Origin of the sequence: Desulfosalsimonas sp. (genome assembly GCF_046483245.1) — a bacterium.
In the GTDB taxonomy this organism is placed as follows: Bacteria; Desulfobacterota; Desulfobacteria; order Desulfobacterales; family Desulfosalsimonadaceae; genus Desulfosalsimonas.
Map to the genome: position 1 here is coordinate 1 of NZ_JAWODO010000044.1, position 24,625 is coordinate 24,625.

Below are 24,625 nucleotides of genomic sequence, written 5' to 3' on the forward strand. Positions count from 1 at the left end.
GTGCGGCTTATATACCCACGATAAGGCTTTCGGGATCAGCGGCCGGTGGTTCATCGCCTTCAATAAGGCCGTATTGTTCGTCATAAAGATACTTATGGGTAGGCAAAAGAGTGAACACACCATCGATTAGCTCTTCTACCGCGCCGGCCTGACAAAGATTTTTAAAGGAGTTCTGGTATATGTTTATTGTAAAGGGCTGAAGCGCCCTTAGGTGATTTTTGGTCGGAAGATCGTAGTCGATTGCCTGCCGCAGTGCTGAAAGCCGGTTTTCCGAATCGCCCCAGGGAACAATGACAGTATGCGTAAATCCGTCTTCTATGAGCTTAAAATCCCGCCCTACGGTTGCATAATTAAACGCACGGCGTTTGCCTGGATGTTTTTAACGTCAGTTGCGCTGTGAAAGTAAAGCTGTTTGAAATAGTATTCAAATATATCCGGATCTTCGGTATCTACTTTGTTTTCAAATTCCCTCAGCAGACTTTCCATGATGGCAGCTGATTTTTGGGGCACCCCGGGCGGCGGTTTGCTGGCGCTTTTGAAAACAATCAATTTTCCGCATTCCGTTCGGCCTTCCCTGTTGCACCGGCCGCCTGCCTGAACGATGCTGTCAAGGCCGGCCAGCGCCCGGTATACAATCGGAAAATCAAGGTCCACTCCCGCTTCAATGAGCTGGGTGGATACAACCCGGCATGATTCGCTATTATGAAGAGCTTCCTGGATCTGTTCAATTTTTAACAGGCGATGGGCCGGACTCATCAGGGCTGAAAGATGAAAGACAGGTTCGCCGGTGATTGCCTCCAGTTTTTGCGCAAGTTCCCTGGCGTCTTTGCGCCTGTGGACAATACACAATACCTGATGGTGCGCGCTGAGTTCAGCAGCCAGTTCATCTGTGCACAGCGGCGAAGAATCCTGCTCCGGCCAATTGAATTCAACCCGCTTCAATTCTTCTGATACCTTTTTGGGGTCGCTGATTATCGGCACCACCTCAGGAAGCCCTTGTTCAAAACGTTTTCTGGCCGCCAGAGCCGGCGGTGTGGCTGTTGAAAGCACAATGGAGCAGTTGTAAAAATTTGATAGTTGCGTCAATCCGTTAAGTATCGGGTTGAGCATCCCCGGCGGGAGGCTCTGAACCTCGTCGAGAATGATGACGCTGTTGGAAATGTTGTGAAGTTTTCGAGCCTTTGAGGGTTTTGATGAAAACAGGGTTTCGAAAAACTGCACGGTAGTGGTGACCACCACGGGCGCATCCCAGTTTTCTGTTGCTGCCTCGTGCTTTTCCTTTGTATCAATGCCTTTTTCCGCTTCTTCCCTTTCAGGGTCCAGGCTTGCGTGATGTTCAAGGACGTTTTCCGCACCCAGGCAATCCCGGTACACCCCGGCGTTTTGTTCTATAATGCTGGTATACGGGATGACAACAATGACCCTGTGAAGACCGTGCGTTGCGGCATGGTTTAACGCAAACGACATTCCTGAAAGGGTTTTGCCGCCGCCTGTTGGCACGGTAAGGGAAAAAATACCGGGTGTTTTTTGTGCAGTATTTCGGCATTGCTTGAGTATGGAAAAGCGCGCCCGGTTTACCCGGTGGTTTTTTTGTTCAGGGCTAAGCGCGCTTGTTTTTTTATCGATATATTTGTCGCACAGATTTCTTAAGGTTTGCATGTCTGCATAGCCGCCTCGTTTCTTTTCACGTTCCGGGGTACAAAAAAAGGCTGTATCCAGTCGATCCGCATCCACAAGACAGGAAAAAAGAAACCGCACCCACATTTCCCTTGCGTAGACAAGGTGTTCTTTTTCAGAATTGGGAAGCTTTCGGCCGTCTGCTTCCAGAAACAAGGGCAAGGGCGGCAGGGACTGATTCAGGATATTGACAGCAATGAGATGTCTGCATTTGTTTAATGCCGTCTTGTTTTTTTCGATCCGTTCCGTAAGGCGCAGCGGCAATCCGGTTTCCGGTTTCTGCAGGTTGGGCAGGCCGCCATGATGCCCGGCTATGGCAAAAGCTACCGGCAGGCCGTTTTTTGCCCACAATTCATAGGCCAGGCACGCGCCAACCCCGGAATGCTCTACAGATACATTTTCACCTTTAAGCCGCTTTTGAAAATCGTCAAGGTATTTGCCCAGATCATGCCAAAGTCCTTCTATATATCCCCATTCTCCGGAACCGAATTTATCAGCAAATTTTCTGCAAAGTGCCGCAACATTGCAGAGATGGGTTTCAAGCGTCTGCCATTGATCAGGCGGGGTTTCTTCAATACTGTGGGCATAGAAAAAAGGTTTCATCGTGGTCAAAACACCATAGATAAGGTTAAAATTGGATGATTAAAGATCTGTGTATAAAGGCAAAACATGGTATCTTTTTAATTGGAAAACAGCGTTTTGAATGCAAGGCCTCTGACTGTATAAATTGACAATACCATAGCTTGCATAGCATATAATGACAATGTGTTTTGCAGTATAAAAAACTCTGGAATGGAAGGAAAAAACGCATGAGTCAGATGGAGCGGATCTATTATTTCCATCAGGAGGTAAGCGGCGGGCGGTATCCCGGGGTGGGTCAGATTGCCGGGCGTTTTGAGGTCTCTGCTTCCACGGCGCATCGCGATATTGCGTATCTGCGGGACCGGTTGAATGCGCCTCTTATTTATGACAGGCGGAAAAAGGGGTATTTTTATGAACAGGAGGGGTTTGCGCTGCCCCTTGAAAAGTCGCCTGCGGCATTGTTTTTGTTCGCTCTGGTCAACCGGCTGGCAAAAGAGTCCGGGTTGATCGGTGATCCGGAAATTCAGCGGTTGCAAAAGGAACTGGGGGCCTTATATTGTGCAGACGCTCAAAAGCTTGCGGATAAGATCCATTATGAGCGCGTTGAGGTGGAGCATGTGGCCCCGGAAGTGATCCGGTCCGTGCTCATGGCGTTTCACGGCGATTGTCAGTTGGTTTTTGATTACAGGAAAATCCGCGGGCAGGGCGGTGCGCGCAAGGTTGATCCGTTGCGGCTGGTGATTTACCAGGGGCGGTGGTATTTGCTTGGCTACTGCCATGTGCGGAAGGCCATGCGCATGTTTCATCTGGCAAGGGCAAAAAACCTGGCGATTTGCCCGGAAGCCTGCACGGCCGGGGATGCGGACGCGGATCAGTGTCTTGAAGGCGCTTTCGGCATTTTCAAGGGCGAAGCGGTTTACAACGTGCGGGTGCTGTTTGTGGATGAGGCGGCTGATATTGTCAGAAACCAGGTCTGGCACCGGGACCAGGTTATGGAAGACACGAACGACGGTCTTGTGCTTTCGGTGCCGGCGGCGGATTTCACGGAAATCAAGATGAAGATCCTCCAGTATGGATGGCGGGCCCGGGTGCTGGGGCCGCCGGAACTCCAAAGCCAGATGGCGGAAGAGGTCCGCCGGATGGGCCGCGGGCTGGGGATTGGTGGCTGAAACGGAACAAAAAGGATTTTGTATATATACAATGGGTTTTCAGGCAAAAAAAACGTTTGCAATGATAAATTACGATCTGTGCCGGCCGGAAAAATGCAGCCCTGAAGATGGGGTCTGCCCTGCTGTGGGGGCCTGCACCCACAAGGTCATAAAGCAGCTTGACGGGGCTTTTTATCCGCCCATGATTTTCCAGGACATGTGCATGGGCTGCTGGGACTGCATCGAGGCCTGCCCCCTGGATGCCATCGGGGTCCGGCAGGTCACGTAAGGGCGGCTGATTGCTAAATCCAGGGATCGTAAAGGCGGCGGGTGTTTTCGTATATGGCTTCTGCGGCGGATTCGGGGGAGATGTTTTTGATCTTCGCAATGTGGTTTAGGGCGATTGCGGCGTTTTCCGGTTCGTTACGGGTTTGCGGGTCCGGGCCCAGCACCGGGCTGTCGGTTTCAACAAGCAGGCAGGAAAGCGGCAGGTTGCGCACCAGTTTCTGTTTCTGGCGGGAGCGGGCAACCGAGGGCGGAATTGAGAAAAAATAGCCGGCTTCCACTGCGGGCAGGGCCGCGCCAAACTTGCCGTCAAATGCATGGAGCTGGACTTTTGTTGCCTTTTTGCCGATCAGCAGTTCCACTGCGTGGCGGCCGGCAGACCGGGAATGAACGTTTAAGGCAAGCCCTGTTTCCAGAGACAGATCCACAAAGGCTTCCAGTATTTGCCGTTGTACCTGTCTTTGATCATGGTCTTCCACTATCCGGAAATCCAGGCCCACCTCGCCGATGGCAACGAGTTTTTCCCTGTTGGCGCGGATAAAATCGCGCATTTGCGCTGCCGCCTCCGGGTCTGTGTGCGCCGGGTAAAGCCCGGCCGCCGGCAGCAGGGCCGGGTACTGATCTGCGAGCTCCAGGTTGCGGCGGGCATCTTCCATGGTTTCGCTGACCGTGATGATTTTTTCCACCCCTGCGGCCGCCGCCCTTTGCAGCACAGCCTCCCGGTCTGCGTCAAAGCTTTTGTCATAAAGATGCGTATGGGTGTCAATCAAGGGATGCATTTTCCGGGACCTTGCAGAGATAATGCAGGTTAAACCCGTCATGGGCCATTTCCATTACGCGCACGTCTTCAAATCCGGCCCGGGCGAGCATGGCTTCTGCCTGCTCCCGGCCCCACATCATGCCCAGGCCCGTGCCGTTGTGGTTTAACCCCACGGGCATGCAGTGCATCAGGCTTACGGTGTACAAAAACGGCCCCATGGGATGGTCCATGTTGTCTGCCGGGTTTGTCTGCGCCTTGATGTCCACCATTGAAAAAAGCCCGCCCGGGGCCAGCATGTGGCGGATGCCCTTTAACGCTTCCAGGGGATGGCTCTGGTCGTGGATGGCGTCAAATGCACAGATATAGTCAAAGCATTTGTCAAACTCCGGATCTCCGGTGATTTTGGCTGCATCCCGGTTTTTGTAGACAAGGTTTGAAAGCCCCTTTTTTTCAGCGTTTTTGCGCGCTGTCTCCAGGGCGGGTTCATGGTTGTCAATGCCCGTAAACTCGCTTTTGGGAAATGCTTCGGCCATAAGGTTTAAGGCAACCCCGTGGCCGCAGCCCATATCACACACCCGGATGCCGGATTTGAGCCTTTCCACCAGTTTTCCGTTTTCAACAGAGGGCAGAAACTCGCTGAGCAGGACCTGTTCGTGCTTGGCATCAGCCAGCTGGCTCATGAATTGCTGAAAATCCGGGTATTGGGAAAATGCAATGCCTTCGCCGGTCTGAAACCCGCGAACGACCGATTCCATTGCACACGATGTGAGCAGGGGGATTTCCTGGGTGTAGACCCCGAGGTTGTTATTACCGGATTTTCGGGTCAGAAAACTCGCGTGCTCCGGGGGCAGGTAATAGGTGTTTTCATGTTTTTCGTTTTTTCCGGGTGTTATGATTTCCCCGGTGACCATGATGGCCAGCCATTCTTTGAGGTAACGCTCATTGAGTCCGGAGGCGGCGGCGATTTCGGCTGCGGTTGCCGGTGTGCCCATGTGTTCGAGGGTATCAAAAATGCGGTTTTTGTATCCAATGGCCATGGCCAGGTTCAGGGCCCCGTAGTTGAGAATGTCGGCCATTTTTTCGGCAAAATTGTCCATGGTTTTTCCTGATGGGAATTGTGTTTGGGGTTGATATGTCCCGGGCCAATAATGGCAGGAAATTTAAGGTAGGAGTATTGCAGGCCAGTGTCAAGGAATTGGTTTTGATTTTTCGGCGCGCATTTCTTCCCATCCGGCCGCGGCCATCTGCACCGGGTCCCAGGGGCTCGACAGGGGCGGGGTGTAGCTGAGATCCAGGTCGCAGATTTCGTTTACACCCATGAAATGGTGGAGGGCGGCTGCAAATATATCGATGCGCTTGGATACTTCCGTGCCATGGGCGCCCACAATCTGTGCGCCAAGAAGTTTGCCTGTTTCAGCATCGCCCGTGATGCGGATGCAGAGGTCCTTTGCGCCAGGGTAATAGGCCTTGTGATCCGGAACACGGATATCCGCGCTTAAAGGCGAGAACCCTTCGGCTTCGGCCTCGCTTTGTTTGAGTCCGGTGCGGGCGGCCACCAGGCTGAAAATTTTGACGCACTGGGTTCCCAGGCAACCGGCAAATTGGCTTTTTTTGCCGGCCGCGTTTTCGCCTGCGACCTTTCCCTGCTTGTGTGCGGTTGTGCCCAGGGGCAGCCACAGATTTCGGTCCAGGAGCCGGTGGCGGGTTTCTGCGCAGTCGCCGGCCGCATAAATGTCTGCCAGGTTGGTTTCCATCCGGGAATTGACCCGTATGGCCCCGGAAAAACCGGTTTCAATGCCCGCTGAAAGCCCGGGCTCGGTCTGCGGCCGGGCGCCTGTTGCCACAAGCACCATATCGCCCGCAACTTCAATGTCTTTTCCCCCTGACGGCCGGGCATCAACCACCAGGCGGTTTTCGTGCTGCCGGATGCCTTTGGCGGAAATTCCGGTCAATACCGTGACCCCGTTGTTTTCAAGCTCGCTTCGCACAAGGCCGCCCATGTCCGGATCCAGGGTGGACAGCACCGAAGGTGCGTATTCCATCACTGTTACAGCAAGGCCGCGCCTTGTCATGGCATCGGCGATTTCCATGCCGATATAGCCGGCCCCGATGATGATGATGGATTTTGGTTTTTTGAGGGTGATAAATTCTTCAATGACAAAGGCGTCGTCCATCCAGCGCAGGCAAAACACCCCGGGCAGATCCAGGCCGTCTATTTGAGGGGTGGTGGACCGGGCACCGGTGCACAGCACGAGCTTGTCCCAGGCCATGGTCTGGCTGTCACCCGAAGGGGTGTTAAGGGATGCGGTCTTTTTTATCGGGTCAATGGCCGTACACCGGTGCCCGGGCTTTACCGTGATGCCCTGGGCCTCGATGGCTGCCAGATCCCGGTGGGCCAGGGTCTTCCAGTCCCCCACTTCCCCGGAAAGGTAGAACGGGAGGCCGCATATGCTGAAATTGGGGTATTGGTCGGCCAGCACGATTGTGGGCCGGATGGCCGGGTTGATCTGCCGGGCGGCCAGGGCAGCGCTGATTCCGGCATCGCTTCCGCCGATGAGCAACAGTTCCATGCAATCACCTGATTTTTTTATTGATGAGGGTTTCTATTGGATGAGCCTGTAAAAAGCTGTTTATCTCGATACGCCGGTATTTTTGCAGAAAGGAAATCCATAAGCGCCTTGGCTGATCGGCGGCACGCAAAAGCGAGTTTCCTCGCTTCAGGAGGCTCCTGGAGCCTCAATTTCCGCTCGGAAACCCGCTTTCCCCCGCCGCCGTCAGGGAAACGAAGTGCAATTTCAGTATAGCGTAAAAAAGAGATTTCCTTGAGCCTTGAACCTTGAACCTTGAACGAAGTTAGAAGTCTTTTTTACAGCCTCATCCAATTTGTTTCGGGTCACTTTATCAATATATGCGCCTTGAGCCGCTGTCAATGCCGGGCCGCCAAAGACACGAAAATGTGACAAAAAGATAATATCACACGTTTTTTCAGGACGAAATTTGATGGCACCGTAAAAAGTCTGATTTCAGATGGTGCCGTAAAAAGTTCAAGATCAAGGCTTGCGCAATTTCGAAGAATGCAGCGTACTTAGCCGTACGTGAAATTCTGAGAAATTGCGCGTAACGCAGATATTGGACTTTTTACGGCGCCATCAAAATTTCCTTGAGAATGAAATTTGCATGAACTATTGTCAACTGACTTTGCAGGCCTGTGGGAAACCTGATTTCGAAAGATCCGGGCGGCATTGAACAAGATTGAAGAGGGCGTATGAAAATCAGAAAATTTCTTGAAAACAGCAACAAATGCCTGTTTTCCTATGAAGATACCATTCGGGCCGCAGCCGCTGTTTTTGCTGAACAAAAAACAGACGCCGGCTGTGTTGTGGACCAATCCGGGCAATTTCTCGGGGTTTTTACCAAGGACCATGTATGTGCGGCAATAAGCACCGGCGCGGACCTCGATGGCCCGTTGGGCGGGCATATGTCACGCAATGTCAAAACCTTTCACCCTGATGAGGATATTGCCGATCCCATCGGGATGCGCTGTTCCTGTTTTCCGGTTGTGGAAAGCGGCAGGGCTGTTGGCATCATCGGTGTCCAGGATGTGGCAAAGACCTATCATGATCACTACAAGATGACCCGCAATATCATTGACGCCATTATCCAGTCGTCCAGAAACCTGATTATCGCTGCCGGCCCGGACGGGCGGATCAATTTCATGAACCGGTCGGCAAAAGATGTGCTGGAGGCAAACGGTGAGATGCTTTACGGCAGCAGCATCCACAGGCTCATTCCTGAAATCAATCTGCCCGAGATCATTGAGACAGGAAAGGTGCCCCCGCTTTGCAAGGTTTCGATCAACAAACATCCCTACTTTATCCGCAGTTATCCCATGTGGATCCATGACAAGATCATCGGGGCCGTGGCCATATTTCAGGATACTGCGGATCTGGAAAGCATAGTGGACGAACTCGGGGCGGTAAAGGAGCTTAACAAGGATCTGGATGCCATTATTGAATCTTCTTCTGACGGTATTTTTGTCTGTGACGGCGATGCCAATGTTCTTCGCATCAACAGGGCCTATGACGAAATCACCGGGCTTGATACTTCCGGCTTTTACGGAAAAAACATGAAAAAGCTGGTCAAAGACGGATTTTTTTCCCAATCCGTGACCCTTCTTGTGCTGGAAAAAAAACAGGCCCGGAGCATCATCCAGAAAACCAGCACAGGCAAATCCCTGCTGGCCACCGGAAGGCCGGTTTTTGACGAAAAAGGCCGGATCGTCCGGGTGGTCACCAGCGTCCGGGACATTACAGAGCTTTATGAACTGCAGAACCAGCTTGCCGAAACCCAGAAAATGACCGAACAGTACCGAAGGGAGCTCGATTCCTATAAGCTTCGGGATGTCAAAAATGTTGACGGCCTTGTTGTGGGCTCGGAAAAGATGCATGAGCTGGTGGATACCGCCATCCGTCTGGCCGGCGTGGACTCGACCGTGTTGATCACCGGGGAGTCGGGTACCGGCAAAGATCTTGTGGCGGGTATCATCCACACTCACAGCCTGCGGAAGAATCAGCCCTTTATCCGGGTCAACTGCAGTGCCATTCCGCCGAATCTGCTGGAGTCAGAGCTTTTCGGATACGAGGAGGGTGCCTTTACAGGGGCGAAAAAGGGCGGCAAACCCGGGTATTTTGAAATGGCAGACGGCGGCACGCTGTTTCTTGATGAAATCGGGGATTTGCCCTATGATTTCCAGGCAAAATTTTTGCGGGTCCTGCAGGAATGCGAATTTAACCGTGTGGGCGGGGCGGAATTCAGAAAATTTGATGTCCGGATCATTGCGGCCACCAACAGGGATTTGTTGGAGATGATGCAGTCCGGAAACTTCCGGGAGGATTTGTATTACCGGCTGAGCGTGGTTCCGCTGAATATCCCGCCCCTGCGGCAGCGGGCCGGAGAAATCAAATTTCTGGCGGCCAGTTTTTTAAAGCAGTTTAACAGCAGCTATGGTATGGAAAAGCGGTTTTCTCCGGATGTTGTTGATGTTTTTGAGCGTTATAGGTGGCCGGGCAACATCCGGGAACTGAGAAATCTGGTGGAAAGGGTGATGGTGATGTCTCCGGATGAGGTGATCACCAGAAAAGACCTTCCGGCATCTGTCTGCGGGACAGGGCCCTTGGATGGCGGCAGCCAGTGGTCCGGTTCTCTGAGCGAACTGATGCCTTTGAAACAGGCCACCCAGGGTGTGGAAAAGCAGCTTCTCCAGCAGGCATATGAGACCCTGGGCACCACCCGCGAGATCGCCCGGGTTCTTGGCATCAGCGCGCCTTCAGTGGTTCGCAAGGCTGCAAAGTACGGGATCAAAAGAACCTGATTTTCGGCTTTGCAATAACGGCCGGTTTGCTGTCAAAAAGGCTTTGTTTCATTTCTGATTTTTGTTTCAAAAATGAAACAAAGCCTTTTTTATCTCATGTTTCCGCACTTCACGGCTTTGGCATGCGTGTGATTTTCCCGGGTTTGTTTTGAAAATGAAACAATCCGGCAATTCATCCATGCCCCGTTCCATTTTTTAAATCCCCTTGAAACAAATGTTTTTTTCCGCTGTTTGCGGGTATTGCGGTCTGCTCCGGGGCGTCCTGCCGCCGGCGGGCCATGCTTGTGGCACGCTTCCTGCTGAATGCCGTTATTTCCAAAAAACGCTTGTTCAGATCGCGATAACAACAATTTTCGCAATGGAGGTTTGGGTAGATGAAAACAGGAAAAGAATATGAAGACAGTTTGCGAAAGCTAAATCTTAAGGTTTTTCTCTTCGGTCAAAGGGTGGAAAACATCGTTGATGATCCTGCCGTCCGGCCGTCGATGAATGCTGTCAAGCTCACCTATGACCTGGCTCATCAGCCGGAATATGAGGATTTGATGACCGCCACGTCCCATATCACCGGAAAGAAAATCAACCGGTTTACCCATATTCACCAGAGCACCACAGATCTTGTGAAAAAGACCAAGATGGGGCGGCTGCTGGGCTCGCTTACGGGCTGCTGTTTCCAGCGGTGCGTTGGCATGGATGCCATCAACGCCCTTTCCATCACCACGTTTAACATCGATGAAAAATATCAGACCAGCTATTATAAACGATTTTTACAATATCTGGAATATGTCCAGGAGCAGGACCTGGTCTGTGACGGGGCAATGACAGATCCAAAGGGCGACCGGAGCCTGCCCCCGAGCCGCCAGCCCGATCCTGACGCCTTTCTCCACGTGATCGCTGAAAATGATGACGGCATTGTGGTCCGGGGTGCAAAGGCCCATCAGACCGGTGCGGTCAATTCCCACGAAATCATCGTAATGCCCACCATTGCCATGCGGGAAGATGATAAGGATTACGCGGTGTCCTTTGCGCTGCCCGCGGATGCCGAGGGCATTTCCTACATCTACGGCCGCCAGTCCTGTGACATGCGTAAGCTCGAAGACGGGATGATCGACCGGGGAAACCAGCATTACGGGGGGCATGAGGCCCTTGTGGTCTTTGATGATGTTTTTGTTCCCTGGGACCGGGTGTTCATGTGCCGGGAATATGAACTTGCCGGTGAACTTGTGGAGCATTTCGCCTCCTATCACAGGCAAAGCTATGCCTGCAAAGCCGGCGTGGGAGACGTGCTGATCGGTGCGACCCAGCTGGCCGCGGATTACAACGGCGCGGAAAAAGCCTCCCATGTCAAAGACAAGATCATCGAGATGAACCATCTCAATGAAACGCTTTTTTGCGGGTCTTTGGCGTGCGCCGGTGAAGGCGGGGCAAAGCCGTCCGGAACCTATTGCGTCAGTGCGCTTCTGGCCAATGTCAGCAAGCAGAACGTCACACGCTTTCCCTATGAAATCGCCCGCCTGGCCCAGGATATCGCCGGGGGGCTCATGGTGACCTGCCCCTCGGAGCAGGACTTGCGGAACCCGGAAACCGGCAAATGGATTGAAAAATACTACAAGACAAAAACAGACGTTCCCACTGAAAACCGCATCCGGATTCTCCGGCTTATCGAAAACCTGACCCTGGGAACCGCTGCGGTCGGCTATCTCACGGAGTCGATGCATGGGGCCGGATCCCCCCAGGCCCAGCGGATTATGATTTCCAGGCTTGTCAACATGGAGGCCAAGAAAAACGTGGCCAAAAAACTCTGCGGTATTGATCAGTAGATTGCCGCCAACCCAATCAGGAGTGTTTATGTATTGGCAAAAACGCTATGACAGCAGAAAGATGAGCCCGGCCGAGGCGGTGTCCAAAATACCGTCAAACAGCCGGGTGGTGCTGGGCCATGCCGCAGGAGAGCCTGTGGCCCTGGTCGAGGCCATGGTGGAAAACAGCGCCTCTTATGAAAATGTGGAAATCGTCCACATGGTGGCCATGGGAAAAGGAAAATACTGCAACCCGGAATACGAGGGGATTTTCTTTCACAATGCCATTTTTGCCGGCACATCCACCAGAAAGGCCATAAATGAAGGAAGGGCGGACTTTACGCCCTGTCATTTCAGCAAAACCCCGGGCCTGTTCACCGAAGGGACTTTGCCCGTTGATTTTGCCCTTATTCTGGTTTCGCCGCCGGATAAACACGGTTACTGCTCCTGCGGGGTATCCGTGGATTACACCAAGCCCGCCGCCCAAAGCGCAAAGCGGGTTATCGCCGAAGTTTCGCCGAATATGCCCCGGACCTACGGCGATTCCCTGCTTCATGTCTCTGAGATCGACTGCATTGTTGAAACCGATACCGCCCCGGCTGTGCTCACGCCGCCGGAGCTCACTGAAAAGGACGAGCAGATCGGGCGGCATATCGCGGGGCTGATCAATGACGGCGATTGCCTGCAGCTGGGTATCGGCGCGGTCCCGGATGCCATTTTGCGGTTTTTAAAAGACAAAAAGCATCTGGGGATTCACAGCGAAATGATCTCAGACGGGGTGGTGGATCTGGTGGAGGCGGGTGTTATCGACTGTTCCAGGAAAAACTTCCATCCCGGCCGGATTATTATTTGCTTTCTCATGGGCACCCGGAAGCTTTACGATTTCGTGGACAACAACCCGTTTGTGGAGATGTATTCGGTTGATTATACCAACAACCCGGCGGTGATTGCCAGAAACGACAACATGCTTTCGGTCAATTCCGCACTGCAGGTGGATTTCGCGGGCCAGGTGGTTTCCGATACCATCGGCTACAAGCAGTACAGCGGCACAGGCGGGCAGCTCGATTTTGTGCGGGGTGCCGCCTGGTCTGAAAACGGCCGCTCCATCCTTGCTTTTCATTCCACCACTTCAAACGGAAAAATATCGAAAATTGTCCCACACATCGACGAAGGTGCCTCTGTTGCCACGCCGCGGGCGGATACGCACTACATTGTAACGGAATACGGTGTGGCCGATCTCAAAGGCAAAAGCGTCTCCCAGCGGGCGCGGGCGCTTATCGATATCGCCCATCCCGATTTCAGGGAAGAGCTCTCCCGGCAGTATCATGCCATTTATAACAGGGCGGTGCGCTAAACCGGCGTCGGGTTTTTTTGTCATACCAAACCAGCAAAAAGGAGAAGAGTATGGGTATCCGAAAAAAACGAGAATACGGGGCAATACAACCCGGGATTTCGCTGGGGCCGCTGACCTTGCGGCTGCCGTTTGTTCATTACAGGCTGGAATGGGCCGATTTCGCCCAGGGGCTTTTGATGGCCGCGGTATGTCTGGCCATTATTCCCGTGTTAACAGAAACCCTGGGCATGTCTTTTCAAGTGGCCCTTGCCATTGTCATCCTTAACGGGACGCTTTATCTTGCCCACGTGACCTTCGGCGACCCGGTGGTGCCGGGCTGGATCACGCCGGCCATTCCATTGATCATTGCCCATGTAACGACCTTTGACCCCGGGCCGGAAAGAATGCAGGCGCTGATTGCCTTTCAGCTGCTTTTCGGGGTTTTCTGCGTGGGACTGGGGGTTAGCGGGCTGGCCAGGAGATTTATCGCCCTGATTCCCAATGCCGTACAGTCCGCGGTCCTGGTGGGTGCGGGATTTGCCGCGGTAATGCTGATTTTCAAACCCGGGGAGGGAAGCAAATCATTTGATTCCCTTCCGGTGACAATCACCATATGCGTGGGGCTTGCCTTTTATCTGCTTTTTTCGGAAAGTTTCAAGGCCATTAAAAGAAAGCACAGGTGGGCCTATTATCTGGGCAATCTCGGCATGATGCCCGCCCTTGCACTGGCCATTTTAGTGGGTCCGCTGGCCGGTGAAATTCCGTGGCCGGATTATTCCGGGATCGGATTTTTTTCCAGGCCGGATTTTGCGGGGCTGTTTAGCGATTTTACCATGCTCGGCGCCATACCTATACCCAGCGCGGCCATGTTTGTCAGTTCGATTCCCCTTGTCTTAAGCGCCTATATTGTTGTATTCGGGGATGTGCTCCAAAGCCAGGCCCTTCTCGAGGATGCCCAGCGGTACCGGCCTGATGAGAAGATTGATTACAACCCCAACCGGTCGCACATCATATTTGGCGGAAGAAATGTGTTTATGAGTGTTTTCGGCCCGGATATATCCATGTGCGGGCCCCTGTGGGCGGCCATGCAGGTTGTGGTGTGCACGCGCTACAAAAACGGTCCCGAGGCCATGGAGTCGATCAACTCGGGTGCGGCTTCATTTCGGTGGGGTACCTGGACAAGCTATTTCATTGCCCCGATCGTGGCAACAGTCAAGCCGATTCTGGGAATCGGGCTGGCCTCCACAATGATGGTTCAGGGGTATGTGAGCGTGCGCGTGGGTGTTTTGAAATCCAAAGGCTTCAATGACCTGGGCATCGCAGGAGTGGCCGGTGCCATTCTCGCCACCCGGGGCGCGGCCTGGGGGCTTGGGGCGGCACTGCTTTTGGTTGCGCTTCAGTATGCGGGAGCCGGCTGGAAAAAGGCTTACAAAGAAGAAGATCCCATATTTCCGATCGATTCTCCCGAAGAGATCCAAAAGGAGGTCGAGGAAAATCTCGGCGCCATTGCCCAGCGGTCGCAAAACAATACCAAAAACACCTGATAAGCTCTATGAAAGTTGCCTCCGGCGGATCCGCCGCTTTGCGGACGGCGGATCCGCCGTGCCGGGCAGCAGGCACAAAACATGAATTGCACTGGATATTCGATGGCCTATATCGAGGACAAAACAGAGAAACAAACGGGCAATCCCGTTTCAAAACATGTTTTTTTTGTAATTCTCTCGGCAGCGGTGCTGGCCGGGAGCATGCTTTTTTTTGCACAAGACTGGAAAGACGAGCTTCCCACGATCCTGTTTATCGTCCTTGTGATTGCCGTGCTGATTGTTTTCGTGTCCAGGAAGGCCAATCCCCTGGGTTGGAAAAAAATATTGAACAAAAATGAGTTCAATGCCATCAAATCCTTTGAAAAAGACGTTACCCGCAAACTTTCCCAACTCGATGATGCCTATTTTATTTTCAGCAATTTCTCTTTTGAGCTGTTTAACGTGGACCACCTGATTGTCTCAAAAAACGGGATGTTCGTTGTGAGCAGGGTCCATCACACAGAAAGACTGCAGATTTTGAGCAATGCGCTTTTTGCCGGGGAAAACAGCCTGGAGGCCCTCACAGACAGGACGTGGCGGCTTTGTCATCTGATCAATATCATCATTCGAAAGGGCTTTAAAGGCCTTGAGATAATGCCTGTTCCCATACTCGTTGTGCCGGATACCCATGCCGGTGCCATGACGGAATTCAACGGTATTGCCATCACCACCATCGAAGACCTCAATGATACCATTGACGGCAAGCTGGCCTTTCCTATCGACCGGGAACATGCCGAGGGTTTTGCGTTTTACATGAAAAAGATGTACATGTAGGCCCCGCAGCAGACGCAAACCAATGATTTCCTGCGCCCTGGTGATGTGATTTATTTGCCTTTGTGCCTTTATTTGTCAAGCGGCTTTGCTGGGGCTTTTTTGCGGCAGCATGGCGATCGCTATGCTGCCGGGTCCGGTATGCACAGAAATTGTCGCGCCAACCTCGGTCAGCAGGATACTTTCTGCCGGCTTGCCAATGGCCGCGGCAAGCTTTTCCCTGGCGACCATGATTTCCTCGAGGTTGTCTGCATACGCCATCCAGATATCGCAGTTTTTAAATTTTTCATGGTTTTGCTGCGCCAATGACACCAGATGCGACACGGCGGTTTTTTTTCCGCGGTGCCGCTCGACGGGATCCAGGCGGGCTTCCCGGAGCTGGATGATCGGCTTGATATTCAGCATGTTTCCCACAAAGGCCTCAAACGCGTTGACCCGGCCGCCCTTTTTCAACCAGACCAGGTTTTCAACCGTAAACGCCATGAATACATTTTCCTGATAGGGGGCGAGATGCTTTTGCAGATTTGCCGGAGGTACGCCTTCGTTGAGGAGTTCAACCGCTTTTTTGACCAAAAGGCTCAAACTGATACTGACACTTCCGAGATCCAGGATGTGAACCCGCTGCGCATCCTTTTGCCCCATGAATTTGCGTGCCGCGCATGCACTTTTATAATTTCCCGAGATTTCTTTGGACAGGTGAAGGGAGATGACTTCGTCATGGCCCTGGAGCAGTGAGTCAAAAAGTTTCGTGCATTCATAAGGATAAAACGGGGTGGTGTATACCTGCTTTTTTTTCTTTAGCTTTTTCACCACTTCTTTGTTGGTAATGGTTTGCCCATGCAGGTGGTCCTTTTTTTCCACGACAATGTGAACAGGCAGGATGTGCAGGCCCAGCTGCTCTGCCATGCCGGGCGGAAAATCAGCCGTTGAGTCGCAAACAACCGCAAAACTTTTGGCCATGATCACCTCTTTTATTTTGAATGTGAGCAAAAGACTTGAAATAACATCATATAACCGATGCCCTGATTGTGTCAACTCGTTATTTGATGAAAGAATCCGTACACAAAATCCTTTGATCCCGGCCAACAGCGGGCGGTGGTTTCCCAAGACCCTGCGCCATTACCGAAGATCCTGCTGTTGGGTTGAAGATCGGAAGGGGATTTGCCATTTTCTTGTCCCTTGCCATATGAAAAAAGGTTGTTTTTCAGTTTTTGTCTTGTTACCGTAAAAACTGTGGCCTTTAACAAAGGACCAAAAATATTGTATGTGATCAAAGGAGGAGACAGCACCATGGAACAGGGAACAGTAAAGTGGTTTAATGAACAAAAAGGTTTTGGTTTTATCGAAAGAGAAGACGGCCCCGACGTATTCGTTCATTTTTCCGCCATCAATGCAGAGGGTTTTAAAACATTGAACGAAGGGGACAAGGTGAGCTTTGAGGTTGAGCAGGGACAAAAGGGTCCGGCTGCAGCTAATGTAACAGTGCAGTAAAAGCCTTAATCCAATAAAAAGGGTGTTTTCCGGGACGGGGAAGCACCCTTTTTACCTGCAATTTTTCTTTTGGGTGTTATATGAAAAAGATGTGGATGCAGCCCCCGTCGCCCCTTATAACTACCATACCTCCGGGTACCCGATGTCCACAAACGCCTGCTCCATTTTGAGTTTATGCTCTCTTTCCATGGCCGCAAGGCTGCGAAACATCTGCGCCTGCTCCGGGTCTATACACCCGTCGGCCAGGGCGTTGTACTGGTCCATGGCCTCCTGCTCCTTTTTCATGGCCAGGGCAAAGGCGTCTGCAGGTTTCATCCTGTCAGAGACCTCGGGGCGGTCAATGGTTTCAGAAACCTTGTAGTTTCGGTTTTCGTCAAAGGCCAGGGTTTCGGGAATGGCCTCCATAAAGCCTCTTAAAATTTCCTCGTGTTTTTTCTCTTCATGGGTAAACCGGGTAAACAGTTCCTTTAAAAACCTGTCCTGCATCCGGCCGGCAGCGTCCTGATAAAACTTCTGAGAATCGATTTCCCCCTGGATTGCATCTGTCAGGATCTGTTTGTACTGCATGTGATTCATCATTTCCCTCCTATCGGCTTTATTGGCATCTAACCTGTTCTTTTCAGGATATAGGCGCACTTGCGCCCCGTGTCAAATAAGCCATCATGTTTAGAGGGTGTGCTTTTGCAGTGCCATTTGGGTGAAAAGCAGCTTGTTTATTCCAGCGTCAGCGTATAGACATCCAGCTCGTCTGCATTAGGGGCAAACGGGCCAAACAGCAGCGCACCGGGCTGTCCCTTTATCCGAACATAGACCGATTCGGTTTCTGACACATGGTTTTGCGCCGCCCAGGCGCTAAACTCCCGGTCTCCCAGGGCAAGGGTCATATCCCGCACGGGATATTCCAGGACGGATTTTTCCGGGATTTGACCCGCCGGCCCGATGCCCATGGCGTCTATGGCGGCCCCGTTGCCGCCGGCACCCACAATGACACCCGACCAGGTGTCCTCAGCCGGCCCGGCCTCGATCCAAAGGCCGATTTTGGGCATGGCATGGACATTTAACCGGTATTGGGCTGCAAGGGGTTTTAACGGAAGGTTGGCTTTGGCGGTGATTTTGGCGCCCAGTGCCGGGTTGTCCGGGGAAAACACCTGGGCGCCGGCAAGGGGTGTGGTCAGTTTTTCCCCGAGGCCTTCCGGGTCATCAGTAAGTATCATGACCGGGAGCTGAGCGGCTTTCTGCGCCTGCACGGACAGAGCCAGCAATGACAGGTCCCGGAGCACGGAAGGCGTGAAATCACCCGCATCGCCCGCAATCAGCCAAAGGCCGTTTGTTTTTGCCGCAATTTCCGAAACAGCTCCGGCCCATTGCATGTTTTCCGGATCATCTTTCCAGAAATGCCCCGACACCCCAAGCCCATATCCGGATACCATCTTGTATACCGCCTGTGCGGCGGCTTCATCTTTTTTGATCATGCTGATCCAGACCGATTTGCTCATGATTTCTCCTTGCTTTTCATAAATGTCCGGAGCGGTTTTAACCGGGCCAATGGGGCCCCGTTGCAGGCAGCCGCAAGCAAACGGGGTATCACCAAACTTTTTTGCAGAACAGCACCACATTGGCGCCGTCTTTTCGCTGATAATCCAGATGGTCAGCCAGTTCCCGGACCAGATAGACGCCAAGGCCGCCCACGGGCCGGTCTTCAATGTTCCGGGTCAGATCGGGTTCCGCGGCCGAAAGGGGATCAAAAGGCTTTCCCTTGTCAGAAATGCGCATGCAGAAGGTTTGCCGATCGGCCATTCCGCATTGCATCTCAATGTCGCCGTCCTCGCCGGTATCCGCGTAGGCGTAGTGAACCACGTTGACCAGAAGTTCTTCTGCCACCAGGCTGAGTTTTTGGATCAGGGCATCTTCGATGCCCAGTTGTCCGGCGCTTTGCTCCATGAATTGGATAAATTCATGGAGGGAATCCATGTGTGCCGGCAGTTTCAGCTTGTGGGAAAAATCGGTGCCATCATCTTTCAAGTGCAGCCTCAAGTGTGTCAAAAATATTGAAAATACTTTTAAATCCCGACATGCTAAACACTTCCTCCACCATTCCGTTCATATTGCACAAGGCCAGCTCGCCGCCGGCGGGTTTGAGCTTTTTGCCCACCACCAGAACGCTTCGCAGGCCCGCGCTGCTGATATATTCCAGGTTCTCAAAGTCGCCGATCAGATTGGTTTCGCCTTTTTCGATCCATTTGTCGCATTCTTTTTCAAACACCGACGCGGTGCCGGCATCCATGCGGCCCGAGGGCTTGACCACGACGGCATCGTCTTGTTTAAAGCTTTCACACTCCATTGAAAAAACTCCTGATTGATGATTGTTTGGGGCCGTTACCGGCCGGATTTCTTCTGGGCCTGGATTTGCTCATGGAGCTTGATCTGGGCTTCCTCCAGTGTTTTCTGCAAAGTCTGGATCAATCCATAGGCATTGCCCACGGTCATGACGATGCGGTTGGCAATGGTGGCATGCCCGGGCATGGCCCGGTGCTGGTTGCCGAACTCGATGATTACATCCCCGGATCCCACAAACACGTTAAATACATCCCGGTAGACATAATCGAGATCCGGGGCCACGTGGAACTGAATGTCCCGGCTCCCGGAACCAAGATCCGGACTTTCGTTTTCATCATTTTGGCTCATGGTGTCTGCTTCCTTGTTGGTTGCGCTTTTCAGTCAAACTTTCGGGTTGATACTCCCTGAGGTCCGCCCCGGGGGTTACATTAGGTTAATGACCTTAAACTGCCCGGGCACCAGGGTCATGCCGCCGGGGGCATTGACCTGGTTCTGCAGGGAGTTGTCAAGCATGCGGGTTACCGGCATGGCCTGGGTAATGGTCTTGACGCTGCAGCGGACATTGCGCCCCGGGCCCATGATGGTCTGGGACACCAGGCCCATCAGGACCCCGGTGGTATCGCCCATGCTGGTGGGCATCGTGGTCATGATGTTGTGGGCCGGCAGAAAGGTCAGCAGGTTGCGCATGTTGGTCGTCGGCAGCAGCCCCATGATTTTCATGGTCATGTTCGGATACGGAATCGGGGTGGGCACCGGCCCGGTGGGTGTTTTGCAGGGATCGGGCATGGCAAAATCCATTCCCGGCATTGAGCAGTTTGCAAACATAAACGCCTCCTTTAGGCCATATAGATTTTTTCGCCGTCGATTTTGGTTTCTTTTTTGCTTATCATCACCGTATTTCTCGAATCCATGGAATAAAGCCCGCTGGTGCGCCGGGTCAGCTGGCCGGCCTGGACCTGGTCGTTGTCCTCGGTATGCCGGATATAGCCTTTGAATTTGTCAATCACCTGCCGGGCCATGGTGTTGATCAGCCCGCTGATGAGCCGGACGGTTTTGTAGCTGGCATGAACCTCGGTGCCGCTGGCCGTTATTTGGTCAAAAGCAATATAGCCCTGATCGCTTTTGTGCACGGCATTTTTGGAAAACGCGCTGATGTCTTTTGCAGCCATGTTGATGGCGTTTTTGGAAAACACGTTTACACTCCCGGAGGCGGATTCCAGGGTGGCATCCGAAGGAAAAATCAGCTTCATGGCCTGATTCCGGGGCCGGTCCATGATGGCCAGGACAAAAAAGGTGCCGGTGTCATCCCGGCAGCACAAAACCGTGTCCTGCAGTTCGGGTTCAATGATGCAGGAAAAGGCCTTGCGGGCCCGGACGGTTTTTCCGGAAACGGCAATGCTAAGCCCGTTTTCTCCAACAGCGGTGACCACGCCCTGCCGGACAGCTGGCGGAGATTGGTCGGCCATTGGAATGACTTTGGATGTTTGGCTGCTCATTTTTTCTCCCATTGTTCAGCTTTTAAACGACTTTGATTGGTTCCCCAGGACAGGGCGCGCGTGGAGCCGTACCATTTGGTCTTTTCGTCATCTGCGGCATGAAAATTGGTTAAATACAAAGCCGCACGGGAAAAATCCGAGGCCCTGAGCTTTGCATGGGAAAAGTCCGCATAGGTCAGGTCCGCGCCCGCAAACGAGGACTGCTCCGCACAGGCGCCTTCGAGCTGCGCCTGGATCATTTTGGCGTTTGAAAAATCCGAGCCGGATATCATGGTGTATTGCAGCCCGGCCCGGGTCAGGTTCGCCTCCCGGAAACTGGCCCCGGACAGGGAGGCTTCGTAAAAATTGGCGTATTCCAGGCTGGCCCCGTCAAAAAGCGATCCCGTGAGCGCCCCCTGCATAAACCCGCTTTTGTCCAGCCGGGTGCGGGCAAAATTGCAATTGTTCAGGCTTGATTCATGAAACTGGACCTGGGTCAGATCCAGCCCGGAAAAATCGGTTCCGTCAAAATCAGCTCCGTGGAACAAAGACAAATGAATGGTAATGCCGGAAAGGTTGTTGTCCTTAAAACCACAGTCGTGGAAAAAACTTCTTTCCACCCGGGCCCCGGAAAAATCCGCCCCGACCAGCCGGCATCCGGAAAAAGCCGTTGTGGTCAGTTCCAGTCCGGATAAAACCGCGGCTTCAAGATCGGTATGGGTAAAAAAGCAGGTTTCGAGCCTGGCGCCGGAAAAATCCGCCCCTTTCATGGATGATTCAATGAACTTGGCCGAATCGGCCGTTATTTGACAAAACCGGGCTTGATCCATCCCGCATTGGGCAAAGTTGATCTGCCGGATGTCGGCCCGGGAAAACACCGCGTTTTGCATGGAGCAGTTGGCAAAGGTGGCTTCTTTGAGCCCGGCTTGCGAGAAATCACAGTTATCAAAGCACACCTCGCTGAAAATCCCGCCGGAAAGGTCCACACCCCGGCAATCCGTGTTCGAAAAATCTTCCTGGTAAAACACCTCTCCGTTTTTGACCTGTGCGGCCAGTTCCTCCCCTGTCATTATTCCGGCCTCCAGTGGGCAATCAAAGTGCTGTCAAGATTGCTGCCGTCAAAGTCTGTATCCGTGATCGTGGCCCGCAGAAAATCCACCTGGAAAAGATTGGCCCGGGCAAGACTGGCCCGTACCAGCCGGGCTTTGGCAAGGGATCCGCCCATGAGATTGATCCCCTCCAGGTTCGCCCCTGTGAGGTTTGCGCTCCGGAACTGGGCGTTTCTGGCACTGGCCCCGGTGAAATCCGCACCCGAAAGATCCGCGCTTTCAAAATAGCTGTTTTCGAGATCGGCTCCGGAAAAATCGGTGTTTTGAAGGGTCATGCGCTGGAAATTGGATTGCTGCAGGTTGGCCTCCCGGAAACTCAAGCCCTCAAGACAGACTGCTTCGGCATCGGTTCCGGCAAAACAGCTTTGGTTAAATACAGCCCGGTCAAAGCAGACGTTTTTGAGGATCATGTTGGCAAACAAACACCGGGTCATGGCCGCACCGGCAAAGGAGACATCGCTGAGCCGCCCGTTTAGGAAAAATGACCCGGAAAGGTCCGCATCAGTGAAATCCGCACCGTGGATATCAGACTCAAGAAACTGAATTCCGGAGACATCGGCCCCGGAAAAACGCGCCTGATCCATGCGCACATACAACGTTTCGGCTTCTTTCAGGCTGGCAGCAGTAAAATCCGCTCCTGTAAAATCCCCCTTGGACAAGACGGCGCTGCGGCAGTCGGCCCGTACAAAAATGCACCCGGCAGCGGTTGCCGAACCCATATTGGCGCCCTGTAAATTGGCTCCGGTGAGATCGGCCCCGGTGAGATCGGCCCGGACAAGAAAGGCCCCGCTCAGGTTTGCGCCTTTCAGGCTCGCGCCGGAAAAATTGACCTGTTCAAAAAACGCTTCAGACAAATCCATTTGATCCAGCCGTGCGCCGGAAAGATCAATACAAGCCCAGTCCCCTCCGGCAACGGGCTTGCCGGCGGCCACAGCATCCAGAAAATCGGCCCGGACCGCTTTGACGGGCTTGGTGTGCGGCGGCAGTCCCGCCTCCATGAAATGGGCGCCCATGATATAGCCGGCCCTGAACTGCTGTTCCAGCTCGTAGAGCAATTCGCGGATCTGATTTGCGGCCTCTTCCATATCGGCTGTGATCTGCGCCTCCAGGTCCCGGGTTTGTTCGGTGTCCACGCCAATGGATTTCAAGCCCTGCAAATGCGCCATGGCGGCCATGGCTTCATCGGGCAGGCGAAGGGGGAGTTTTTCCATGAGCGCTTCAGCATTGACCCGGGGCAGGGGCTGCGGGGGCGGGGTTGGGTCTTGTTCCGCCTCCAGTGCATTTATCTGATCGTCGAGTTCCCGGAGTTCATGGCTGGCATCATCGGGCATTTCCAGGCCGCTTTCCCGGGTTTCGGCCATTTGGCTTTTCAGTGTGTCGCGGACATTGGTGATCTGTTCCCGAAGTTTTTCCCGGGCCTGCTCATCCTTTTTTTGGCCCATGACCTCTGCGGCATCGGCGATTTCACCGATGCGGTCAAAAGGGAAATCCTCCAGGTCCACTTTGCCGCCCTTCCCGGAGGTGATACCGGGCATAATCTCTTCGAGCTTGCGGGTAAATTCGTCCAGATCCGGATCAGAGTCGTGCGCAGACCCGGGATCGGCCGGTTCACGGATCATCTTTTGCACATCAAAAGCGTCGTCTTCGGGCATGGCGGCCGCAGCCGTGTCCGGCATACGGGTTTCCGCCATGGATTGCTCCGCCTGCCGGGCGGCTTGGTCAACCTTGTCCTCCACGGTTTTGCTGCAGGCATCTTCCCGGGCGGTGATGTTTTGGGACAAGGCGCTGTTGTCATCGAGTTCCACCTCGCCTTTTTCCTGAAAAATGGCCAGGGCGGTGGGATCGCCGGTGGGGATCAGGTCCCGGGTCTGAAAATAGTTGAGAAACGGATTTTCCCCGGTCATCCGCCTTTCCAGGGCCTGGTGGTAATGGGCGAGGCTGCGTTTTTCATCCCGGCGGTTTTCATATGCCAGAAGCACGTCACTGATCTGGGTGGCCTCGTCATCGGCCACCTCGGTGATACCCCGGAAAACAAGCAGGCCCAGCTGTTTTCCCGGGAAAAACCAGACCGTGTCCAGGTTCAGGGGCAGCTCGCCGAAATCCGGTGTTTCCGTGCCGATGGTATGGCGGATAAAGGCCCGGGCGTAAAGATCCGGCAGCGCCCCGCTGATAAGCGGCATTTCCGGGTGCATGTTTTGGATTTCAAAGGATTCGCTGCCCTGAAAATAGCCCTGGATCCACTGATCCTCCGGGCTGTTGAGAAAAAAACGCCAATCCATGTCTTCCGGGTATCCGGGGTAATATTTCAGCTTGTAGTCATCTTCGTAGGTTCCCCGAAAACGCATGCGCTGGGGACAGTCCAGAACCAGGGGCGCAATGCCGGCAGGCTCGGGCGCATCACCGGCGGAGGTGATCAGGCGGTCCGGATTTTCAATGCAGGGCAGCCGCCCGTCGTTATGTCCCATACCGTCGGGGTTTTTGGGGTAATCGGGACCGCCGAATGCATGGGCGTAATCCACCGGCAGGGTTGTGATCGGCTCCGGAGAAGAGGGCAGACCGCCGGTTTTCCATCTGCGGGGGCCGAACACGTAAAGGGATTTTTCACTCTGCCCCAGGCGCACCCGGACCTCGCCGCCGGTGACCGCCCGGCCGCCGGGTGCGAAAAATGCGCCCGTGACCAGAAACTCGCCCCGGGGCTTGGGCATGCCCATCTCCGGGGTGGGATTGTCGGCCATGGCTTCAAATGCGTCCTTTAAAAAATCAACATCCAGGCGGGCCTTGCCGGAGCACAGGTCAATGCCCAGCGTGGCCGAGACCACAAAGAAAAAACGCCGGTTTTGCTCCATCACCCGATGGTTGAGGCCCGCCTGCAGGGGGCGGTATGGTTGGATAACATGCATGTTTTGT

General features: G+C 53.5%; 22 protein-coding genes. 8 read left to right on the top strand and 14 right to left on the bottom strand.

Annotated elements, in window-relative coordinates; all coding sequences use genetic code 11:
• Nucleotides 1-336: 336 nt before the first annotated feature.
• Nucleotides 337-2,280 (bottom strand): CRISPR-associated helicase Cas3', encoded by a 1,944-nt coding sequence (gene cas3 / locus R6U41_RS04435; RefSeq protein WP_410268628.1) that lies wholly within the window; start codon nucleotides 2,278-2,280, stop codon nucleotides 337-339.
• 206 nt (nucleotides 2,281-2,486) lie between these two features.
• Here cas3 and R6U41_RS04440 point away from each other — a divergent pair, with 206 nt between their 5' ends.
• Both R6U41_RS04440 and R6U41_RS04445 read left to right on the top strand, forming a co-directional pair.
• Nucleotides 2,487-3,428 (top strand): helix-turn-helix transcriptional regulator, encoded by a 942-nt coding sequence (locus R6U41_RS04440; RefSeq protein ID WP_410268629.1) that lies wholly within the window; start codon nucleotides 2,487-2,489, stop codon nucleotides 3,426-3,428.
• 61 nt (nucleotides 3,429-3,489) lie between these two features.
• Entirely contained in the window at nucleotides 3,490-3,696 is a 207-nt protein-coding gene (locus R6U41_RS04445; protein ID WP_410268630.1) for a 4Fe-4S binding protein, read from the top strand.
• A 13-nt stretch (nucleotides 3,697-3,709) separates the two neighbouring features.
• Here the strand turns inward: R6U41_RS04445 and R6U41_RS04450 are convergent, their stop codons facing one another.
• From R6U41_RS04450 to R6U41_RS04460, 3 genes are all read right to left on the bottom strand, one after another.
• On the bottom strand, nucleotides 3,710-4,462 hold the full coding sequence (locus R6U41_RS04450; RefSeq protein ID WP_410268631.1) for a TatD family hydrolase: 753 nt from the start codon (nucleotides 4,460-4,462) through the stop codon (nucleotides 3,710-3,712).
• A complete protein-coding gene (locus R6U41_RS04455) occupies nucleotides 4,455-5,549 on the bottom strand; it encodes a class I SAM-dependent methyltransferase (protein WP_410268632.1) in 1,095 nt (364 codons plus the stop codon). The genes R6U41_RS04450 and R6U41_RS04455 overlap by 8 nt, the downstream gene beginning before the upstream one ends.
• Before the next feature lie 90 nt (nucleotides 5,550-5,639).
• The gene (locus R6U41_RS04460) at nucleotides 5,640-7,022 is read right to left on the bottom strand and encodes an FAD-dependent oxidoreductase (RefSeq protein ID WP_410268633.1); all 1,383 of its coding nucleotides are present in this window, start codon (nucleotides 7,020-7,022) and stop codon (nucleotides 5,640-5,642) included.
• A 695-nt stretch (nucleotides 7,023-7,717) separates the two neighbouring features.
• Here R6U41_RS04460 and R6U41_RS04465 point away from each other — a divergent pair.
• The 5 genes from R6U41_RS04465 (at nucleotide 7,718) to R6U41_RS04485 (ending at nucleotide 15,309) form a co-directional block, all read left to right on the top strand.
• The gene (locus R6U41_RS04465) at nucleotides 7,718-9,823 is read left to right on the top strand and encodes a sigma 54-interacting transcriptional regulator (RefSeq protein WP_410268634.1); all 2,106 of its coding nucleotides are present in this window, start codon (nucleotides 7,718-7,720) and stop codon (nucleotides 9,821-9,823) included.
• Between the two features lie 374 nt (nucleotides 9,824-10,197).
• On the top strand, nucleotides 10,198-11,640 hold the full coding sequence (locus tag R6U41_RS04470; protein ID WP_410268635.1) for a 4-hydroxyphenylacetate 3-hydroxylase family protein: 1,443 nt from the start codon (nucleotides 10,198-10,200) through the stop codon (nucleotides 11,638-11,640).
• 28 nt (nucleotides 11,641-11,668) lie between these two features.
• Nucleotides 11,669-12,973: an acetyl-CoA hydrolase/transferase family protein gene (locus R6U41_RS04475; RefSeq protein ID WP_410268636.1), complete on the top strand. Its 1,305-nt coding sequence runs from the start codon at nucleotides 11,669-11,671 to the stop codon at nucleotides 12,971-12,973.
• Nucleotides 12,974-13,023: 50 nt separating this feature from the next.
• Nucleotides 13,024-14,496 (top strand): hypothetical protein, encoded by a 1,473-nt coding sequence (locus R6U41_RS04480; RefSeq protein WP_410268637.1) that lies wholly within the window; start codon nucleotides 13,024-13,026, stop codon nucleotides 14,494-14,496.
• A gap of 102 nt (nucleotides 14,497-14,598) precedes the next feature.
• Entirely contained in the window at nucleotides 14,599-15,309 is a 711-nt protein-coding gene (locus R6U41_RS04485; protein WP_410268638.1) for a nuclease-related domain-containing protein, read from the top strand.
• A 75-nt stretch (nucleotides 15,310-15,384) separates the two neighbouring features.
• Here the strand turns inward: R6U41_RS04485 and R6U41_RS04490 are convergent, their stop codons facing one another.
• Complete coding sequence (locus tag R6U41_RS04490; protein ID WP_410268639.1) at nucleotides 15,385-16,266, bottom strand: DegV family protein; 882 nt, start codon at nucleotides 16,264-16,266, stop codon at nucleotides 15,385-15,387.
• A gap of 330 nt (nucleotides 16,267-16,596) precedes the next feature.
• On the opposite strand from R6U41_RS04490, the gene R6U41_RS04495 reads away from it, so the two are divergent.
• A complete protein-coding gene (locus tag R6U41_RS04495; RefSeq protein WP_410268640.1) occupies nucleotides 16,597-16,797 on the top strand; it encodes a cold-shock protein in 201 nt (66 codons plus the stop codon).
• 120 nt (nucleotides 16,798-16,917) lie between these two features.
• On the opposite strand, the gene R6U41_RS04500 is transcribed toward R6U41_RS04495, so the two are convergent.
• The 9 genes from R6U41_RS04500 to R6U41_RS04540 all read right to left on the bottom strand — a co-directional run bounded on the left by R6U41_RS04500 (nucleotide 16,918) and on the right by R6U41_RS04540 (nucleotide 24,618).
• On the bottom strand, nucleotides 16,918-17,376 hold the full coding sequence (locus R6U41_RS04500; RefSeq protein ID WP_410268641.1) for a ferritin-like domain-containing protein: 459 nt from the start codon (nucleotides 17,374-17,376) through the stop codon (nucleotides 16,918-16,920).
• A gap of 134 nt (nucleotides 17,377-17,510) precedes the next feature.
• Nucleotides 17,511-18,293: a hypothetical protein gene (locus R6U41_RS04505; RefSeq protein WP_410268642.1), complete on the bottom strand. Its 783-nt coding sequence runs from the start codon at nucleotides 18,291-18,293 to the stop codon at nucleotides 17,511-17,513.
• A gap of 88 nt (nucleotides 18,294-18,381) precedes the next feature.
• Nucleotides 18,382-18,819, bottom strand: coding sequence for an ATP-binding protein (locus R6U41_RS04510; RefSeq protein WP_410268643.1), 438 nt, complete (start codon nucleotides 18,817-18,819; stop codon nucleotides 18,382-18,384).
• Nucleotides 18,809-19,138 carry an STAS domain-containing protein gene (locus tag R6U41_RS04515; protein WP_410268644.1) on the bottom strand — a complete coding sequence of 110 codons (330 nt, stop codon included), beginning with the start codon at nucleotides 19,136-19,138 and terminating at the stop codon, nucleotides 18,809-18,811. The genes R6U41_RS04510 and R6U41_RS04515 overlap by 11 nt, the downstream gene beginning before the upstream one ends.
• 35 nt (nucleotides 19,139-19,173) lie before the next feature.
• Nucleotides 19,174-19,482, bottom strand: coding sequence for a hypothetical protein (locus tag R6U41_RS04520; protein WP_410268645.1), 309 nt, complete (start codon nucleotides 19,480-19,482; stop codon nucleotides 19,174-19,176).
• Between the two features lie 75 nt (nucleotides 19,483-19,557).
• Nucleotides 19,558-19,959, bottom strand: a complete 402-nt coding sequence (locus tag R6U41_RS04525) for a DUF4150 domain-containing protein (protein WP_410268646.1) — start codon at nucleotides 19,957-19,959, stop codon at nucleotides 19,558-19,560.
• An 11-nt stretch (nucleotides 19,960-19,970) separates the two neighbouring features.
• The gene (locus R6U41_RS04530; protein ID WP_410268647.1) at nucleotides 19,971-20,630 is read right to left on the bottom strand and encodes a DUF3540 domain-containing protein; all 660 of its coding nucleotides are present in this window, start codon (nucleotides 20,628-20,630) and stop codon (nucleotides 19,971-19,973) included.
• Nucleotides 20,627-21,679 (bottom strand): pentapeptide repeat-containing protein, encoded by a 1,053-nt coding sequence (locus R6U41_RS04535; RefSeq protein ID WP_410268648.1) that lies wholly within the window; start codon nucleotides 21,677-21,679, stop codon nucleotides 20,627-20,629. The genes R6U41_RS04530 and R6U41_RS04535 overlap by 4 nt, the downstream gene beginning before the upstream one ends.
• Nucleotides 21,679-24,618 (bottom strand): DUF2169 domain-containing protein, encoded by a 2,940-nt coding sequence (locus tag R6U41_RS04540; protein WP_410268649.1) that lies wholly within the window; start codon nucleotides 24,616-24,618, stop codon nucleotides 21,679-21,681. Before R6U41_RS04540 ends, R6U41_RS04535 begins: the two co-directional genes overlap by 1 nt.
• Nucleotides 24,619-24,625: the final 7 nt, after the last annotated feature.

What these genes read in the sequence shown, in the direction of transcription:
- cas3 (WP_410268628.1), bottom strand. Translation starts at nt 2,280, where the DNA reads ATGAAACCTTTTTTCTATGCCCACAGTATTGAAGAAACCCCGCCTGAT.
- R6U41_RS04440 (WP_410268629.1), top strand. Translation starts at nt 2,487, where the DNA reads ATGAGTCAGATGGAGCGGATCTATTATTTCCATCAGGAGGTAAGCGGC.
- R6U41_RS04445 (WP_410268630.1), top strand. Translation starts at nt 3,490, where the DNA reads ATGATAAATTACGATCTGTGCCGGCCGGAAAAATGCAGCCCTGAAGAT.
- R6U41_RS04455 (WP_410268632.1), bottom strand. Translation starts at nt 5,549, where the DNA reads ATGGACAATTTTGCCGAAAAAATGGCCGACATTCTCAACTACGGGGCC.
- R6U41_RS04460 (WP_410268633.1), bottom strand. Translation starts at nt 7,022, where the DNA reads ATGGAACTGTTGCTCATCGGCGGAAGCGATGCCGGAATCAGCGCTGCC.
- R6U41_RS04465 (WP_410268634.1), top strand. Translation starts at nt 7,718, where the DNA reads ATGAAAATCAGAAAATTTCTTGAAAACAGCAACAAATGCCTGTTTTCC.
- R6U41_RS04470 (WP_410268635.1), top strand. Translation starts at nt 10,198, where the DNA reads ATGAAAACAGGAAAAGAATATGAAGACAGTTTGCGAAAGCTAAATCTT.
- R6U41_RS04475 (WP_410268636.1), top strand. Translation starts at nt 11,669, where the DNA reads ATGTATTGGCAAAAACGCTATGACAGCAGAAAGATGAGCCCGGCCGAG.
- R6U41_RS04480 (WP_410268637.1), top strand. Translation starts at nt 13,024, where the DNA reads ATGGGTATCCGAAAAAAACGAGAATACGGGGCAATACAACCCGGGATT.
- R6U41_RS04485 (WP_410268638.1), top strand. Translation starts at nt 14,599, where the DNA reads ATGGCCTATATCGAGGACAAAACAGAGAAACAAACGGGCAATCCCGTT.
- R6U41_RS04490 (WP_410268639.1), bottom strand. Translation starts at nt 16,266, where the DNA reads ATGGCCAAAAGTTTTGCGGTTGTTTGCGACTCAACGGCTGATTTTCCG.
- R6U41_RS04495 (WP_410268640.1), top strand. Translation starts at nt 16,597, where the DNA reads ATGGAACAGGGAACAGTAAAGTGGTTTAATGAACAAAAAGGTTTTGGT.
- R6U41_RS04500 (WP_410268641.1), bottom strand. Translation starts at nt 17,376, where the DNA reads ATGATGAATCACATGCAGTACAAACAGATCCTGACAGATGCAATCCAG.
- R6U41_RS04505 (WP_410268642.1), bottom strand. Translation starts at nt 18,293, where the DNA reads ATGAGCAAATCGGTCTGGATCAGCATGATCAAAAAAGATGAAGCCGCC.
- R6U41_RS04515 (WP_410268644.1), bottom strand. Translation starts at nt 19,138, where the DNA reads ATGGAGTGTGAAAGCTTTAAACAAGACGATGCCGTCGTGGTCAAGCCC.
- R6U41_RS04520 (WP_410268645.1), bottom strand. Translation starts at nt 19,482, where the DNA reads ATGAGCCAAAATGATGAAAACGAAAGTCCGGATCTTGGTTCCGGGAGC.
- R6U41_RS04525 (WP_410268646.1), bottom strand. Translation starts at nt 19,959, where the DNA reads ATGTTTGCAAACTGCTCAATGCCGGGAATGGATTTTGCCATGCCCGAT.
- R6U41_RS04530 (WP_410268647.1), bottom strand. Translation starts at nt 20,630, where the DNA reads ATGAGCAGCCAAACATCCAAAGTCATTCCAATGGCCGACCAATCTCCG.
- R6U41_RS04535 (WP_410268648.1), bottom strand. Translation starts at nt 21,679, where the DNA reads ATGACAGGGGAGGAACTGGCCGCACAGGTCAAAAACGGAGAGGTGTTT.
- R6U41_RS04540 (WP_410268649.1), bottom strand. Translation starts at nt 24,618, where the DNA reads ATGCATGTTATCCAACCATACCGCCCCCTGCAGGCGGGCCTCAACCAT.